Origin of the sequence: Mesorhizobium sp. NPDC059025 (assembly GCF_042739655.1) — a bacterium.
Taxonomy (GTDB): Bacteria; Pseudomonadota; Alphaproteobacteria; order Rhizobiales; family Rhizobiaceae; genus Mesorhizobium.
The window spans coordinates 188,859-206,186 of record NZ_JBHYIM010000003.1 but is presented as its reverse complement, the minus strand read 5'-3'; the positions used below and the strand labels follow the sequence as shown (position 1 = coordinate 206,186).

12 protein-coding genes and 1 tRNA gene are annotated in these 17,328 nt (G+C 61.1%); 8 read left to right on the top strand and 5 right to left on the bottom strand.

Annotated features, from left to right (window positions below; all coding sequences use genetic code 11):
• The first annotated feature begins 20 nt into the window (after positions 1 to 20).
• The 6 genes from tssM to ACFWYE_RS08970 all read left to right on the top strand — a co-directional run bounded on the left by tssM (position 21) and on the right by ACFWYE_RS08970 (position 11,440).
• Positions 21 to 3,551, top strand: coding sequence for a type VI secretion system membrane subunit TssM (gene tssM, locus ACFWYE_RS08995; protein ID WP_379110863.1), 3,531 nt, complete (start codon positions 21 to 23; stop codon positions 3,549 to 3,551).
• 132 nt (positions 3,552 to 3,683) lie between these two features.
• Positions 3,684 to 4,463, top strand: coding sequence for a PP2C family protein-serine/threonine phosphatase (locus ACFWYE_RS08990; protein WP_379110862.1), 780 nt, complete (start codon positions 3,684 to 3,686; stop codon positions 4,461 to 4,463).
• The gene (locus ACFWYE_RS08985; protein ID WP_379110860.1) at positions 4,460 to 6,676 is read left to right on the top strand and encodes a protein kinase; all 2,217 of its coding nucleotides are present in this window, start codon (positions 4,460 to 4,462) and stop codon (positions 6,674 to 6,676) included. The genes ACFWYE_RS08990 and ACFWYE_RS08985 overlap by 4 nt, the downstream gene beginning before the upstream one ends.
• Positions 6,677 to 6,775: 99 nt before the next feature.
• Positions 6,776 to 7,183, top strand: a complete 408-nt coding sequence (locus ACFWYE_RS08980) for a DUF1036 domain-containing protein (RefSeq protein WP_379110859.1) — start codon at positions 6,776 to 6,778, stop codon at positions 7,181 to 7,183.
• Positions 7,180 to 9,594 (top strand): M23 family metallopeptidase, encoded by a 2,415-nt coding sequence (locus ACFWYE_RS08975; protein ID WP_379110858.1) that lies wholly within the window; start codon positions 7,180 to 7,182, stop codon positions 9,592 to 9,594. Before ACFWYE_RS08980 ends, ACFWYE_RS08975 begins: the two co-directional genes overlap by 4 nt.
• Before the next feature lie 232 nt (positions 9,595 to 9,826).
• Positions 9,827 to 11,440: a caspase family protein gene (locus ACFWYE_RS08970; protein ID WP_379110856.1), complete on the top strand. Its 1,614-nt coding sequence runs from the start codon at positions 9,827 to 9,829 to the stop codon at positions 11,438 to 11,440.
• 83 nt (positions 11,441 to 11,523) lie between these two features.
• Here the strand turns inward: ACFWYE_RS08970 and ACFWYE_RS08965 are convergent, their stop codons facing one another.
• Complete coding sequence (locus tag ACFWYE_RS08965) at positions 11,524 to 12,060, bottom strand: OmpA family protein (RefSeq protein WP_379110854.1); 537 nt, start codon at positions 12,058 to 12,060, stop codon at positions 11,524 to 11,526.
• 242 nt (positions 12,061 to 12,302) lie between these two features.
• Between ACFWYE_RS08965 and ACFWYE_RS08960 the strand changes: the two genes are divergently transcribed.
• The gene (locus ACFWYE_RS08960; protein ID WP_379110853.1) at positions 12,303 to 12,830 is read left to right on the top strand and encodes a DUF6931 family protein; all 528 of its coding nucleotides are present in this window, start codon (positions 12,303 to 12,305) and stop codon (positions 12,828 to 12,830) included.
• 8 nt (positions 12,831 to 12,838) lie between these two features.
• On the opposite strand, the gene ACFWYE_RS08955 is transcribed toward ACFWYE_RS08960, so the two are convergent.
• The 3 genes from ACFWYE_RS08955 to ACFWYE_RS08945 form a co-directional block, all read right to left on the bottom strand.
• A complete protein-coding gene (locus ACFWYE_RS08955) occupies positions 12,839 to 14,080 on the bottom strand; it encodes a caspase domain-containing protein (RefSeq protein WP_379110852.1) in 1,242 nt (413 codons plus the stop codon).
• A gap of 7 nt (positions 14,081 to 14,087) precedes the next feature.
• A complete protein-coding gene (locus ACFWYE_RS08950; protein ID WP_379110851.1) occupies positions 14,088 to 15,188 on the bottom strand; it encodes an OmpA family protein in 1,101 nt (366 codons plus the stop codon).
• A 514-nt stretch (positions 15,189 to 15,702) separates the two neighbouring features.
• Positions 15,703 to 15,778, bottom strand: a tRNA-Ile gene (locus tag ACFWYE_RS08945).
• A 131-nt stretch (positions 15,779 to 15,909) separates the two neighbouring features.
• Here ACFWYE_RS08945 and ACFWYE_RS08940 point away from each other — a divergent pair.
• Positions 15,910 to 16,620, top strand: coding sequence for an SIMPL domain-containing protein (locus ACFWYE_RS08940; protein ID WP_379110849.1), 711 nt, complete (start codon positions 15,910 to 15,912; stop codon positions 16,618 to 16,620).
• A 115-nt stretch (positions 16,621 to 16,735) separates the two neighbouring features.
• On the opposite strand, the gene ACFWYE_RS08935 is transcribed toward ACFWYE_RS08940, so the two are convergent.
• On the bottom strand, positions 16,736 to 17,134 hold the full coding sequence (locus ACFWYE_RS08935; protein WP_379110847.1) for a hypothetical protein: 399 nt from the start codon (positions 17,132 to 17,134) through the stop codon (positions 16,736 to 16,738).
• Positions 17,135 to 17,328: the final 194 nt, after the last annotated feature.

The following is a 17,328-nucleotide window of genomic DNA, read 5'->3' as shown; positions in this document are numbered from 1 at the left end:
TGCGCCGGAGAACGGACCTGATGCGCTGGATGCTGCGGATATTCAGCGTTCTCGCGCTCGCCGGCTTCTCGGCCGCCATCTGGTATGCCGGGCCGCTGGTCCGCTTCGCCGATAGCCGCCCGCTCGGTTCCGTGTGGTTGAGGGCTATGATCATCGCAGTGACCATCGCCCCGCTCGCCCTGTTTTACGGCATCCATTTCTGGGCAAGGCGCAAGGCGCAAAAAGCGCTCGAAAAAGCCATCACGCGCAACGACGAGCAGAACGACGATACGCTGGTGCTCGAAGCGAGCATGAGCGAAGCCATTGCAACGTTGCAGCGGACGACCGGCAAGCGCAATTTCCTCTATGACATCCCCTGGTACATCGTCATCGGTCCGCCCGGCGCAGGCAAGACCACAGCGCTGGTCAATTCCGGGCTGAAATTTCCACTGGCAGGCTCTGCGAATGTGCAACCCGTAGCCGGCGTCGGTGGTACGCGATCCTGCGACTGGTGGTTCACCGACGAAGCGGTCCTGATCGACACGGCCGGTCGCTACACGACATTCGAATCGGACACCGCACGGGACAAGGCGAGCTGGCTAGCCTTCCTCGGATTGCTCAAGAAATACCGGACCAGGCAACCGATTAACGGCGTCATCATCGCCATCAGCCTCGCTGACCTCATTGGCCTTGACGACCGGCAGCTTGAAACGCATGTCCGAGAAATAAAGGGCCGCCTGCGCGAGTTGTACGAAACGCTGAAAATCCAGTTTCCGGTCTATCTGCTTTTCACCAAGGCCGATCTGGTCGCGGGTTTCATGAATTACTTCGCTGACTTCGACGAGGGGCGCAGGCGTAAGGTGTGGGGCGCGACGTTCCAGACGGCCGATCGCACCCGAAACATGGCCGGCGAGGCACCTGCTGAATTCGATGCGCTACTCGAGCGTCTGGCGGAGGAAGTCGTCGACCGGCTGCAGGAAGAGACCGATCCGGTTGCGCGGATCGCCATTTTCGGCTTCCCCGCTCAACTCGGGGCACTCAGGAACCGGATAACCCACTTTATTGGCAGTCTGTTCGATGCTTCCCGGCCACAGGCGAATGTCAGCTTGCGCGGGTTCTATTTCTCGTCCGGCACTCAGGAGGGAACTCCTTTCGATCAGGTATTGGGCGCGATCGGACGCAGTTTCGGCAGCAGGTCACAGGGGCACCTTTCGGGCACCGGAAAGAGCTTTTTCCTGCACGATCTGCTGACCAATGTGGTCTTTCCGGAGTCGGGCTGGGTCTCCTTCGACAGGGCCGCTGAACGGCGCGCCGGGCTGGTCCGATTTGGCGGTCTCGCGGCGATCGCGCTGGTGGTTTCTGCGGCTCTTGGCGTCCTGGGCCTCAGCTTCTTCACCAACAGATCACTGATCGATTCCACCAGGCAGGCGATAGCGCAATATCGTGACAGCGCGGCTTCGCTGCTCAAGAGCACGACCGTGACCGATGTCGACCTGGAAAACGTCATCGGGCCGCTCGACCAGTTGCGCAATTTGCCAGCCGGTTTCGAAAGTGGTGACCAGGGCAAGCCGATTGAGGAAACCTTCGGGCTCAGTCAGCGGGAGCGGCTGTTGTCGGCCTCTACGACAGCTTATCGGCAGGCGCTCGAGCGAACCTTCCGCTCCCGTCTTCTGGTTCAGGCGGAGCGAACGATCCAGTCGAGGATGGCCGATCCGGTTGCACTCTACCAGCCGCTCAAGATCTACCTGATGCTGGGGGGCCAGGCGCCAAAGGTCGACGACGATCTGATTGTCTCCTGGATGACGCAGGACTGGGAAGAAAACCGCTATCCTGGCGAGAACAACCGCGAAGGCCGAGCGCAGATCGAAAAACATCTGCGCGCCATGCTTGAGCTCGATGACGCGTACGATCCGGTCTTCGAACTCAACCAGCCCTTGATAGAAGCTGCACAGCGCTCGCTCGGGCGCATGAGCCTGGCCGACCGTGCATCGGCGCTGATCGGGTCGGCGGTCTACGCAGCAAGGCTGAGGGATTTCTCCATCGCAACCAACGCCGGTCCAGAGGCCCGGCTTCTGTTCGAGCGCATGGACGGAAGCGACCTCGCCGATCTTCGTGTTCCCGGCCTTTATACCCATGCCGGGTTCAATCACTTCTTCCTGCCAGAGCTTTCGCGCGTCGCGCAGATGCTCGTCGACGAGCGATGGGTACTTGGCGGGGGTGGAGAACAGGGCGGCATCAACCAGGACCTGCCCGAGCTCGGCCCTCAGCTTGTCGACCGCTACGGCAAGGAATTCGCCACCGCCTGGAAAGGTGTGCTCGACCAGCTGAAATTCAAGGCGATGCTGAAGGATAAGCCGCACTACATCGCTCTTTCTGCCGTGACTTCGCCAAGCTCGCCGCTGGACCAGTTGTTTACGGCAATCGCCGAAGAGACCGCGCTGACCAAAGGCGATACCGCCTCCGGGGATGAGACCGGCATTGCGCTGGAAGACCCCGCAGCGATGGCCAAGGGTCTGGCTCGCATCGGCTTGCAGGTCGCCGGGGGCAAGTCGCAAAGCCGTGCCGGTACAAGCTCGGCACTTGCACTCAATGCCGGCGCCAGCGTGGAGGCACAGTTCCGCGCATTCCAGACGCTGGTCAGCGGAGCTGCCGGCCGCCGACCTCTCGACGCACTGACCCAGAACTTTCGCGATATTTTCCAAAGCCTGAAGCTCTCCGCCGATGTCCCTTCGCAGACTGAACGCATCAATGCGAACCTGCGGCTGCAGGTCGCGACGCTGCGTGCCAATGTCTCGCGCCTGCCCAAGCCGCTCGCACGCATGGTGACCGCTGCAGCTGACGAGTTTGAAGGCAGTGTCGCCGAGACTTCCGTGACCAACCTCAACCAGAACCTTGATCAGTCCGTCACGCGCGCCTGCGAGGAGGCGGTCAATGGTCACTATCCCTTCGCGGGCGACGGCACGGAAGAGATCTCGATGGCGGATTTCGCCAGACTGTTTGCGCCCGGCGGCCTGATGGACCGCTTCTTCGCCCAGAACCTTGCCCCGCTCATCGACATGACCGGCCAGGAATGGACGTGGAAGCAGGATGTCCGTTCCAGCCGCGGCCTGGCAAAATCGACCTTGAAAGCCTTCCAGTCCGCAGCGGAAATCCGCAGCGCCTTCTTTCCCTCCGGCGGTTCGACGCCGTCGGTGAACATCACCTTCACGCCTTTCTCGCTCAACGGCGATGCCGACAGTGCGACCCTCAATATCGATGGTCAGACCGTCCAGAGCAGTCAGGCCGGGAATGTGCCAAGCACGGTGACATGGCCAGACGGCACGGCTTCCGCGTCCGCGAACCTCAGCCTCCAGCCGGAAATGCCTGGGCGCGAGTCCGCGCTCAAATTCGAAGGACCATGGGCGTTGAAGCGGCTGCTCGACAGGGCAACCATCACGAACAACGGCGGCAACACCGAAGCGCGCTTCGTCATCGGTGGGCGCGACGTAGCTTACACCATCCAGCCAGGTTCCGGGGCCAACCCCTTCCTGCTACCGGCCTTGTCCGGTTTCAGCTGTCCAAAGGCTTTTTGAGATGGCTCCATTCCAGCAGAGCAGCTTCAGCCGTCATTTCGATACTCTAATGTACGCGCCTGTGGCAAAATGGGCTGAGTACGCGACCCATCATTCGTCACAGAGGACGCTCGCGAAGCGCTTGGTGGCAATTTGAACACTGTCGCCCTTCCCGCAGAGAGCTTCGGAGTGAGCCATAAAGGCTGTGTTCGCGATCACAACGAGGACAACTACCTTGTCGAACCACAGATCGGCCTCTGGGTGGTGGCCGACGGAATGGGTGGCCATGAAGCCGGTGAACTCGCGTCGGCCAGCATCGTCGATCATCTGGCGACGATCGGTATTCCAAGTTCCGCGCCGGACCTTCGCGCCCGCTTCGAAGACCGGCTGAACCGTGCCAACGCCGAAATCCGCAACATATCGCGCTCGCGTGGCATCACGATCGGCTCAACCTTTGCAGCCCTGCTTGCCATGGACGGTCGCTTCGCCTGCCTGTGGGCCGGCGACAGCCGTATCTATCTGGTTCGCAACGGCCTGATCAGCCAGGTCTCGAAAGACCATTCGGAAGTTCAGGAACTGCTCGACCGTGGCGTGATCAGCGCGGAGGAAGCGCTCACCTGGCCTCGCCGCAACGTAATTACGCATGCAGTCGGCGTCAGCGATCAGCTCAGGATCGATTTCCAGCAAGGCGTGTTGATGCCAGGCGATGTTTTTGTTCTGAACACCGACGGGCTGACCGCGCATGTCCGCGATGACGAGATCGAAGCGGCTGTCAGGTCGGCTGCACCACAGGCAGCATGCCGTAGTTTGCTGGAGACGGTGCTGGCGCGCGGCGGAAGCGACAATGTAACCATTGTACTCGTGAAGATGGGCGGCGAGCGCAACGGGAGCTTCAATTCGGATCGGTCCGGAGCGGAAGGCCTCGCAAGATGAGCGACGACGACAAGACACGGCTATCGACGAATGTTGCTTATGCGGGTGTGGGCACACAGCTCAGCGCCATCTACGAACTCGACGAGAGGATCGCGTCCGGCGGCATGGGCGAGGTCTATCGTGGCCACAACATCCAGACCGGCGATCATGTCGCGATCAAGATCGTGCTGCCCGAATTCGCCCGCGACCAGACCATCCTTTCCCTGTTCCGCAAGGAAGCGTCGATCCTCAATCATCTGTCGCATGACGCCGTCGTGCGCTACCACGTCTTCACAATCGATCCCGGTATCGGCCGGCCCTACCTCGCCATGGAGTTCGTGGACGGCCAGTCCCTGTTCGACATCATCCGCCTCGGCGCCATGCCGTCGGCAGATGTGCGCCGGCTCTGCCATCGCCTCGCCTCGGGGCTCAGCGCCGTGCATCAGGCCGGTGCAGTCCATCGCGACCTGTCACCTGACAACATCATCCTGCCGGGCGGCCGGGTCGATCGCGCCAAGATCATCGATTTTGGCATAGCACGATCGGCCACCGTCGGAGGAGAGACGCTGATCGGCGGAAAGTTCGCCGGAAAATACAACTATGTTTCGCCGGAACAGCTGGGCCTCTTTGGCGGCGAAGTCAGCGAACAGTCCGATATCTACAGCCTTGGGCTGGTGCTGGCCGCAGCGTTGCGCGGAAAGCCGCTGGATATGAGCGGCTCGCAATATGAGGTGATTGAAAAACGCCGAACCGTGCCAGACCTGTCGGACATCGACCCCGATTTCCGCGATCTCCTCGAAGCGATGCTGCAGCCGGATCCACGTGACCGTCCGGCCAGCATGGCAGAAATCGCCAGGGCGACGCGCGACGAGGATCTCGATGCGACATCGCCCCCGGCATTGTTCGGTGCACGCGAGCGTTCGGGCTTGCCGCACACCGGCCGGACAAACCCTCCCGATGCGCAACAGGCTTTGCCCTCTTCTGTTGAACAGCGCTTCGTCCAGCATGTGCGACCGGCACACTTGCTGGAGCCAGGAGCAGCACCGGCGCCCGTTGCCGCCAGCCTTTCAACGTCAACCGCGCCGACAAAGTCCGCTCGACTGCCGCTGATCGTCGGCGGTGCGATGGCATTGGCACTTTTTGCCGCCGTCGGTCTCTATTTCAGTGGCGCTCTTGCACCCTCGCCTACCACCGGTAAGGTTGCCGACAACCAGACAAAAGACATGCAGCCAGTCCAGCCTGCACAACGTCCAGCAGGGGATTCGAAAACCGCCGAAAGCCAGAAACCGGAACAACCGACCGGCGAGCCGTCTGCCACCAAGGCACCCGAAACAAGCGCAACGGAAACTGACACCCGTCCGGTACCAGATACGAAACCGCCAGTGACCAAACCCGACATATCGGGCACCAACGACAACCTTCCGAAACTGCCTAAGGCGAATACGCCATCCTCTCCTGCTGCTGAAAACCAGAAGCCCGGACAATCGCAAGTGCCGAGCTGGCCAACGCAACCGCAACCACCGGCCACCAAATCGCAGGAAGACAACGACGTCGCGGTCAATCTGCCCAAGCCGGAAATTCCGTCGACGAACAACGTCGACGAAATGGCTCAGCGCGCTTCCTGGGTGCGTGACTTTGACGGCGGCGACTGTTTCTACGCGTCGCTGACATCGGCAACAGATGGTGCGGCAGCGATAGAAGGCTTCGGAACGGTCGTGCAGCCTTTCGAGCGGATGCTCGGTGACTTCCAATCGAGGTTCCATCTCGAGCCGGAGATCAGCGTTCGGCTCATCGCCCCGCCGCAATGCGAGTTGACCAGCTTTCTGCGGTTTTTCGACCGCAACAGTGCCGAACGGCCACAACTTGTCCTCGACAGGACATCGGTGCCGGATGGCTCTCCGATCAGGGGCTCACTGGTCACGCGTGGCGGCCTTGTCTCGAACGTCATGCTGATCGACCACAAGGGCATTGCTTTCAACCTCGACGACCGCATGGTCGCGCAGACCGACAAGGCGGCATTCAGCATCCCCATCGGTCTTGGTGTCACCGACAAGGCAGCCGGCAAGGCCGTGCCGCAGATCATGCTGGTGATCACCGGACCTCGGGACGTTCAAGCCGCGATGTTCTCAAGACCGACGCCAGCCTCCGAGCTCTTGCCCAAGATTCTCAAGGAGATCGAGGCGGACGGTGCACAGTTCTCCGCCACCGCCAAATATTTTCGACTTGGCGGATAGATATGGATGCCGATGGATCTCCGCTGCCCGCGCTTGTTTTGGCCACTGTCACGCGAGCGGCGTGGCTGGTTTCGAACATGGCCTGAATTCTCGGGCCACATGGCAGCCATGCTGCTCGCGGCAACGCTGCTGTCGATCCTGTCGATCGACACGGCTCGTGCAGAATTCACGGTGTGCAACCAGACGCTCGACGTCGTCAATCTCGCTGTCGGACAGAAGGTCGACAGCGCCGACCAGACCGACGGATGGTGGACCATCGGCGCCAACCAGTGCGTGAACGTCATCCGCGAGGAACTGGCCAACCGCTACATCTACCTCTATGCAACAGATGTCTTCGGTCACGCGATCCTCAACGGGTCGATCGAAATGTGCGTCGACCGACGCCGCTTCTCGATACGTGGCATAGAGGAGTGCTGGCAGCGTGGCCATATCGCGGCGCGCTTCGTCGAAGTCGACACGCTCGAACAGGTGCGCTGGACGTATTTCCTGACCGGAAGCGGCCCGTGACGCACAGCATCGACACGAGCTTCAAACAAAAAAAGCAGGCGCGCCGGAACGAGCGCCGGCGCAAACTCTGGCGCCGGATCCTCGTCAGCCTCTCCACGCTGGCGATCGTCGTCATCGTCGCCGGCTTTTATCTCACCAAGGATTATTGGTCTTTCGGGGACGAGGACGAGGAACTGCATCCCGTCGAAGACATGGAGGACGTACCGCCCGATGCCCGCGTCTATGTGCCGGCGATCATCGATCTCGCTGGCGATCCGATGTGGATCACGCTTGCCCCTGATGCCGCCACCGCAACGAAAAGCCGCACGATCGCGCGCCCGGCCGAGCTCGACAGTTCAGGCGCATCGCCTCAGATCGAGGTCCTTTCCGACATGATGCTGAGTGCCAGCGAAAAATTCATGACGACGATCCCGTCAACACAGGAGGATTTCGCATTCTTCCAGGCGCAGCGACAGGCGGCACCAAAATCTCCGACGACCACGGGCGGCGATCTGCAGCCGGCCTCGCCCACGCAGGGCGAGGTCGCCGGCGATCAGCAAGGCGATCTGGAAAACGATCTCCAGCCTGCGCCGGATGGAGATGCGGCCTCGCCCCCCAAGACAAGCGTGGACGATCCCGAGGCCGGCTGGGGCGAGACCATCGATCAGGGCGAAGCGGCCCTTCCCGCGTTCAAGAAAACCGCGATCGACAACACAACCACCGTTGCGACAGTCACCAGTGAGTATCAGCGCTTCGAGGCGACTGAAGACACTTTCGTGAAGATCTTCAACGACCGTAGCCTGGATAGCGTAACGCTCGACGCACACTTCTCCGCCGATGACGCGAGGCTGGCAGGCGAGGCACTGAAGACGCTCTTCAACCGCGGCGGACTGGAGCCCGGCTTTGTCGTCGCCTTGCGCGGGTTTCGGCCGAACCGTGAGACGACCACCATGTCGCTCATGCAGGTTTCGGTCTATGCCAGGAATGTCTATGTCGGCACGTTGACCCGCAATGCATCAGGCGCTTTCGTGTCGGGCGTCGATCCATGGGTAAGCCAAGACCTCTTCAACTATTCCGGCACGTCCGATCAGGGGGGGCCCAAGCGGCAATATCGCCTGCTCGATGCGATATATTCGACGGCGGCACGCAACAAGGTCCCGACGAGCATTATCGGCGAGGCAATCATGTATCTGTCCCGCGGACAGGACCTGGATGCCTTTGCCAGCGAGGACCAGCGTCTGGTGCTGATCTATTCGCAGACGCCGCGCGGCCAGGACGAAAACTCGGGAAAGGTCCTCTATGTCGGCGTCTCGGGTACAACCAAGAGCCTCGACTGTTTCGTCTTCCAGCAGAACGAAGGCCAATATGCGTGCGTCACGGGCAACGACGAAGTTCGTTCCCTGACCATGGTCAACGGCATGGTCACCCCGGTGAGCGGGGTCATGACTTCGACTTTCGGTCCCCGCAAGCACCCGATCCTCGGTACGGTTCGAATACACAAAGGCACCGATTGGGCTGCTCCCGTCGGTACCCCTATCGTGGCAGCTTTCGACGGCGAGATCACCTTCCAGGGCGATGGGGGCGGCTACGGCAATCTGGTGAAGATCACGCATGCCAACGGGCGGGAGACGCGTTACGCCCACATGCAAAAATTCGCCATCGCAAATGGTATTGGCACCAAAGTGAAGGCCGGCGACGTCATCGGCTACGTCGGAACCACCGGGCTCTCGACGGGTCCCCATCTTCATTTCGAGCTGTACCAGAACGGAGAGGCGATCGATTCCCTGGGCACCGTCACCGCGGTCGCCACCAGCAATTCCGGCAGTTCCCCCGACGTGGCTGTCGAGACCCTCACCGAACGGATCGTCCATGTCGAAAGCGGCGGTAGCGCTCGTGCCAAGAATCCAAATTCGTCCGCAACCGGCGCCGGCCAGTTCATCACCAAGACCTGGATCCGGATGATGAACACTTATCGTCCCGATCTCGCCAACACCCTGTCGACCGCGGACCTGCTCGCGCTTCGCTACGACGCCACGCTCTCGCGCGAGATGGTGCGCAACCTGGCGCGCGAGGGCGAGGCCTATCTGCGCGGGCGCGGCCACCAGATCACCGCCGGACGCCTCTATCTATGCCATTTCCTGGGTATGGAGGGTGCACACCAGGTGTTGGCGGCGTCGGGCTCGTCACAGCTGAGCGCGGTATTGGGATCAGCCGTGATTCAGGCCAATCCATTTCTCACCGGCAAAACCGCCGGCTATGTCATCGACTGGGCCGAGCGCAAGATGGGACAGAAGGTGACGCGCGTGGCGGTCGAACAGAGCCAGTCGACGACGACAACGCAAATTCGGCAGACGTCGCCGGAATATGAAAAGTACAAGCAGGCAATAACGGCATTGCTCGGATCAATCGAAAACCCGCTCGAGCCAGGTTAGCCGAAGCCCGCTTCGCAGGATCCGCACCATCGCCAGGTCGATTGGTTTTCAGGCCGGTGGATGGTATACTGCCTGTTTATTTGCAGAGGCTTATCCGGCGCCCTGTGAACCGCATATGTGATCGGGGTCACATACGCCCAGAGCCATTTTTGGCAGAAGCGACTTTGTCGCTCACCTGTTCGAGCATGCACAAATATCAATGATGCACCCCAACGGGGTGGAGGGCTGATCCATGAAAGCGTTCGCCGTCCTCTTGACTGGATTATTTCTTGTCTTTCTGACAGCCTTCGGCGTCCAGGCCGCCAAATCCGACACCAAGCGTGTCGCGCTGGTCATCGGCAACAGCAAATACGTCAATGCTGTCGCCTTGCCCAATCCCGCCAACGATGCCCGCCTCATCGCATCCACGCTGCGCAATGCCGGCTTCGAGGTCATCGAGGGTGTCGACCAGGACAATGCCGGCATGCATGGTCTGATCGGCAAATTCACCGAGGAATCCTACAACGCGGATCTTGCGATCATTTTTTATGCTGGCCATGGCATGCAGGTCGACGGCAAGAATTACCTCATCCCGGTCGATGCCGAGCTGACATCACCGGCCTATCTCAAGACCCGCACCGTTCAGATCGATGAATTCATGGCAGCGCTGCCCGCCGATCCGGCTGTCGGCATCATCATCCTCGATGCCTGCCGCGACAACCCGCTGGCCCGCACGCTGGCGGCAGCACTGCCGAAGAGCCGCTCGCTGGGAGCCGGCCTTGCTCCGGTTGATGCAAAAGTCGACGGCGTCGGCACTGGCGGCGTGCTGATCGCTTATGCAACGGATCCCGGCGCCATTGCCTACGACGGCAACGGTGTCGACAGCCCCTACTCCCTGGCACTCGCCAAGCACCTCACTCAGCCCGGCGTTGAAATTCAGAGCGCACTGACACGCGTCCGCGGCGAGGTTACGGAAGCCACGCAAGGTCGGCAGCGGCCATGGCACAATGCTTCCCTGGGGCGCGAGGTTTTCCTGGGCAAACCCGCGGCACAGGTAGCCACACCGATCACCACGTCCCCTGATTCAGCCAAGACCACAGTGGACCCGACCCAGACTGTCAGCGGCCCGTCATCTTGGGAGATCGAGCAGCGCCTGTGGGATGAAGCATCGAAGAGGAATGCCGTCCCCTTCTACGAAGCCTATCTCGAGCAGTTCCCGAACGGCCGGTTCGCCACGGTGGCAAAGCTCAACATCGATCAGCTGAAGGACCCGAAAGCCGCCAGCAAGCAGGTTGCCTCGCTCGACGCAAACGGAGCAACCGCCAATTCGGGTTCCGCCGTGCGCACCACGGTCGGTATCACCGATGAGATGAAGCAGACGCCCGGCACCGAGCTGACTGAAAAGGCAATCGGACTCGACCGCAACGGCCGCATCGACCTGCAATTGCGCATCGAGGCGCTGGGCAACGAGCTTGGCTACGTCGACGGCAATCTCGGTCCGAAGACACGGCTGGCCATCGGTGTCTGGCAGGGTAAGAACGGACTGCCGCAAACCACCTATCTGACACGCGAGCAATTGGCGTTCCTGGCGATCCAGACCGACCCGATATTGGATACGATACGTGCCAAGAAAGCGGCCAGCCGCGTCGACATGGCACCGTCCAGGAAACAGACAGTGCAGAAGACCCGCACGCTCAAGCCTGTGGTGCAGCAGAAACCGCGCAAGAAGCAGCAGATTGTCCAGCGCAAGCGCGACAGCGATATCGAGATGCGCGACCGGCCACCCCCGAGAGACGACGGTGACTTCCTGACCAAGGCGCTGATCTTCGGCACCGGCATCGCGGTGGGCGGCGCACTCAAGAATTGATCCCAGAACGATCGGAGGAGCCCTGCCTGCGGCAAGGCTCCCTCACCTCTTTTCACTGGCACCAAGGGCTGACGCCGGCCGCTTTACTCGGTCCTGATCCGCATTTCGACGCGGCGATTGATCGGGTCGTATGGATCGGCGACCCGTGGATGCGACTTGCCCAGGCCGATCGCCTGGAGGCGGGCCGGCTCGATGCCGTTCGCCGTCAGGAAGGCCGCCACGGACTGAGCCCGTCGCTGTGAGAGGTTCTGATTGTAGCCGTCAGAGCCGGTCGCATCGGTGTGACCTTCGACGACAAAGCTGAAAGTGCTCAGCCGTTTGTCCTCCAGCGCCTTGGCGAACTCGTCAAGTTCGCTGCGGGCAGTCTGGTCGAGCTGAGCTGAATCCAGGGCGAAATTGATCATCATATCGAGGCCGGCCCTTTGCGGCGGTTTCCCGCTTTTGTCGACCTTGCCCTTGCACTCTTCCTCGGTCCCGACACAGATTCCGCGCGACGTACCAAGGTTGCCCTGGTTGGCGAAGAATTTCACGATGTCTTCTGATTTCTGAAGCGGATCGGCGAAAACATGCGTGGAAAAAAGAAAGGCCGCCAATACCGAGGCCAAGCTGCCCCAACGCATAACCGTCTCTCCTTTCGGGCGGATTTTGCTGCTGCAGACCATATCAAATCGGACGGCAATTGTCTGTGAACAAACTCACGCTGCCGGAAGCCACCGCCTGCTAAAGCAGAGGCTTGACCGGCGCTCGACCTCGGGCTTGAGTGCGACGCTGCTCCTGTTCGGGTGTTACAGCCATGGCCAATGAACTTGGGTACAGATCAGCAAGGGATCTTTTCCTCGCGTGTCCCGCCATCGCCAGGGACATGAAAGCGCCTGCCACCGATCGGCCACCGCTCGAGTTTTGCCATACCTTGCTCGCAGGGCGCGTGCCGGAAGAAGCAATCACCTTCTGTGCCTATCTCCTGCCCGAACGGGCGGCAATCTGGTGGGGTCACGAATGCCTGCGTAACCTCGCTGAACTCCTTGCCGACGTGGATCTGAAATTGCTGGCGATTGTTCACGACTGGGTTGCCGACCCGGACAACCCGCGGCACCGCGCGGCCTTGAGCAGCGTCATCGATATGTCGCCCGTCACCCCGGCTGCCTGGATTGTTCTTGCGGCGGCATGGCGCGATCCAGCCTTCAACATGGCCTCAACCGGATATCCGGCCGCCCATGCCGTCAATGCTGGCATTCTGACAGGGCTGGCGAGCGTCTCACGGGTGGATCGCTTTGCCGTACTTTCGGCCTTTCTCGAAATGGGCATTCAGATCGTGGAGATGGAGGCACAGCGGCAATCGGCCGACACCTCCAGGCTCACCGATTGGTCGAGGCGAGCCCCGTCAGCCTAGATCCAGCATCACTGGCAGCCGCTTTGCGCCCATTTGGCCAGCGCTACCTTGAAACGCGTGCCCAGGGGATGCTGCAGGCGCATGACGGATACGTCGTTGGTGGCGAAATTCTTCGCCTGCTCGCAAAGCCGCGCCTCATTCCACTGATGGCAGCCGTCGCAGTGCTTGCCCTGCCACATCGACTTGTCGAGGCCTTCCACCGGGCTGAAGAGCGGCTCGCTCTTGATCAATTGGGCGATGCTCTTGCCGTCGATTGCAGGATCACCGAATTTGATCGGGCGATCGAAGAAGATCGGCTCATCCGTCGCCAGTTTCGGGATTTTCTGACGCAGGACATCGAGCGCGAGCTGGTCGCCACTCTGAGCGGCTGCCACGCCCGTATTGCGCGTCCCGGAATTGGTCTCCTCTTGCGGTGGACGCGCCTCTCCGACAATCAGCGGCGCATTGAGATCGACCCTGTGCAACACAACCTCGGTGGTCAGCGAAACATTGATCCAGGGCCGCTGCTTGCCATTGGTTGCCTTGAAGACGTCGCTGGTCACCCGGTTCGCCGCTTCGGTGATGGAGATGTTGGTTTCGCCGATATGTTGCAAAAGCGCCTTGGTGAAAGGCGAGTGATCGCCCGATCCATCATAGGTCAGCTGATTTGGACTGGCAGCGAAGGCAACCAGCGTGCCGGCGCCCCCATTCTCGATCGGAATCTCGGCAAGACCGCTGCTTGCGCCTTTGACACCGGCCGTCTTTGCCAGAACCTGCGCAAGCGGATTATCCCGGCAGGCGTCCAGGAACACCAGCCTGATGCTGGTTTCGCGCGACATCTGACGCAGGACGAAATCGACCGATACGGCCTCGAAATCGAGCGAGGTCTCATCCTCGAGCGCGGCGTCGATGGGAAGCAGATAATTCTTGCCCGACACCTGCAGGCCGTGGCCGGCGTAGAAGAAAAGCGCAACGTCGGCACCACGCACCTGCTTGGCGAACTGGGCAACCGTGGTCTGTGTCTCCTGTTTTGTGAGGTCAAAGCCGGAAATCACCTCGAAGCCAAGGGCCTGCAGCCGCTCGGCCATGGCCTGGGCGTCGCGTACCGGATTGGGAAGCGCCGCTGCATGCTGATACTGCGAATTGCCAAGCACCAGCGCGACGCGTCGCTCGGCGCTGGCGGTCGTCGTCATGCCCAGGAGCAGGAACAGCACCACCACTCCGGCGACACGAACCATGCCACCATAGAAGGCGATAGCACCGGAACCCACGACGGCCTCAGTTGGCGAGCTTGCTGGTGGAGAATTCGATGCGCCGGTTGAGAGCCTTGTTCTTGGGCGTATCGTTGGCGGCAACAGGCCGTTCCTCGCCATAGCCGGCAGCACTGATCTGGTTGCGCGGCACACCGTCGACAACCAAAGCATCCGCCACCGCCTGGGCCCGCCGCTCCGACAACAGCTTGTTTGCTTCCGGCGATCCGTCGGAATCGGTGTAGCCGGACACCTCGACTTTGAGTGTCGGGCATTTGCCGACGACACCTTCGACCTCCGTCAGCAGCGGACGGCTTTTGGCATCGAGCCTGGCACTCGCGGGGCGAAAATAGATGGCGCCGGTGCGCGAGAGCACGGCGAACCTGTTGAAGCATTCCTCATCACTGAAATTGGCTTTCGCGGCATCGGTGGTGACGGGACCAACCGCGCCTGCAGCGACGGTCTGGATCGTGGCCGGCTTGCTGCCGTCGACGGTAAAAACGAAATCGAAGGAAACCGATGCGGTCGGCACGATGTTGGTCACATTGGCTGCCTGTTGCAGCTTTTCGACATTCGGCAGCAGGCCAAAATCCTCGACGCGCACTGCGACCGGTGCCTCGGAGGCGACAGAGACCTGGGTGTCGCCGATCATGGTGACGACAACGCTCGCCTCCAGATCCTTGTCGACACCATGCAGGTTGAGGCGAAACGGCAAGGTGGTCTTGACCCGGCGCTTGGTTGCAAGATCGGCGAAAGCGGCGGGATTTACCTTCGCTGTCACTTCTGCCGTCGGGTAGTTGAATGTCTCGAAGAACAGGAAGCGCATGCGAACGTTGCGGAGGTCGACGCCGGTGTCGACCGAATTGAGGTCAAAACTGATCTTGGCGTCACCAGCCGAGCTCAACGTGCCGGTGATGTTCCTGATCTTGTTGGTCTCGACGATGGTGTTCTTCTTGACCGATTGGTAGGTGAGCACGGAAGCGGATGGATCGAGCGTCCAGTTCGGCGCGGCATTCGCGATCTGCGATGCGAACATCAGCAAGCCAAGAAGTACGAATGCGACCACGCCAAGTTTTTGGGACGCAGCTTTCGCCCGCGCATCCCGCCAGAACGCAACGACTTCAAACATGGAACGCCCCTGCCAGGACCACCAGTTCTCGTGCTTAGCAGTATAAATCACTTGTGTTTGCTTGGCGAGCAAATCCATGAATCGACGACATCCGACGGCAGGGACAACCACGCGACCGGCGCAGGCTTGAGCGTCACAAAGCTCTGCGGGGATCGGGACTCCGTCACGCTTGCAGTTTCGCCGCATGGCAAATCCTCGGCTTCTCCATCACTCGATCAGCGACAAGAACGCAGCTTGCCACGCGGCGGTCTGTTAGGGACTTCACATTTTGCCACGCAGGAAGCTTCCCCGATGGTGGGCGTCTCGCGCCAAATCCCGGCCGCGCGACGCACGAGGACTATCTGATGGTTGCCGAAAGCTATTCGGAGCAACGGTCAGCGCTGAGCTGATCGGCCGCCGAAGCAGGAGCGGTCTCTAAAGCGATGCTTAAGCCGCCAGCCTCTCAGATTTGTTGGTACTCCCTACCAACAATCATCGGCCGCATTTGCAGCCCCAACATTAAAATGAAGTTCCATGGTGGGCCCGGAGGGACTCGAACCCCCAACCAAGCGGTTATGAGCCGCCGGCTCTAACCATTGAGCTACAGGCCCCACGCGGGCTGGATAGTGTTTTTCGTGGCGCCACACAAGGCTTTACGAGCACACTCGCCAACATCGCCCAAATCAATCCATATTCGGCGCCTAATCGGGCCATCGCCACTGGCGAACAACGGAGTTTTTCGATGACCAGAGCCTTTTTGCCCCTCGCCCTCGCCGCCGCCGTCGCAATGCCTGCGATCGCCAGCGCAGCCGAAACCCCACAGCCGCTACGCATCATCGTGTCCGGCGAAGGCGAAGCCACCGTCGCGCCCGATCTCGCCCTGCTGTCGCTCAGCGTCATGCGCGAAGCCAAGACCGCACGTGAGGCGCTCAACGCCAACAATGACGCCATGGCTGCCGTGATTGCCGCTATGAAGGCAGCCGGCATTGCCGAGCGCGACCTGCAGACGGCCGGCATCCAGATCAACCCGCGCTACAACTACACCAACAAGCCCGACGGCAACCAGGAGGCGGAGCTGATCGCCTACCAGGTCACCAACACGCTGTCGGTGCGTGTGCGTGACATCTCCAAGACTGGTGAAATCCTCGACAAGGCCGTGTCGCTCGGCGTCAATCAGGGTGGCGGCATCTCCTTCACCAACGAGAATCCCGCAGCCGTCGTCACCGAAGCGCGCAAGAAGGCCGTGGCCGATGCAATCGCCAAGGCCAAGACGCTTGCGGAAGCCGCCGGCGTCAGCGTCGGCAAAGTCTTGGAAATCACCGACCAGAGCTACGCGCCTCCGCCGATGCCGATGAACGCCAAGGCCTATGATGCCGCCGGCGCTTCGGTGCCCGTACAGGCCGGCGAGAACGCCTACAAGGTCATGGTCAACGTCACCTTCGAGCTGAAATGATGTGGTAGGACTGGTGCCTGATATCAGGCACCAGTCTGTTGGGTCGTAAAAGAGAAGGCCCCGGAGGATCGCTCCTCCGGGGCCTTCTCTTTGGACTTTGCAGCCCGGCGGTGTCTTAGCGGTAAAGCACTGGGCAGCCGCGCTCGCGGCCGAACACGACCATGGTGCGTTCGCCGTCCTGGCGGCCGGCAACCTTGATGACGCGACGGTTCACGTCGACGATGCGAGCCCGCCAGACACCCATGCGCTCGGCCTTGTTCAGCGCCCATTCCGGCGAGCAGCCGGGACGATCGCGGTCCCAGCCACGGTCGCGGCGATCCCAGCCCCGCTCGCGGTCCCAGCGATCGCGGCGCCAGTCGCGCTGGTCGCGGTCACCGGCGTAGACGCCGAAGCGCGGCTCGCCGCTGCCGAGGTTCAGATAGATGCCGTCGGCCTGCGCGGTGGCAGGAACGGCAGCGAGAGCGCCAAAAGCGACGAAAGCCGAAAGTGCGGCAGCCTTGATCTTGGTCAACATGATCTTCTCCTTGTGGAAGCCTGTTTGCTGTGAACCCTGTTCGCCGAAGCGATAATGTGACCCTAGCGGGACATGGCTGAACCGAACGGGAACCGCTCGTTCATGCGAGGTTCATTTCGCTGATGACCATAGTCGGGCATGGAAAAGGAATGGCGGCGTGGCCGCATGCATGCCTGTTCGACGGCTCGCCCTGT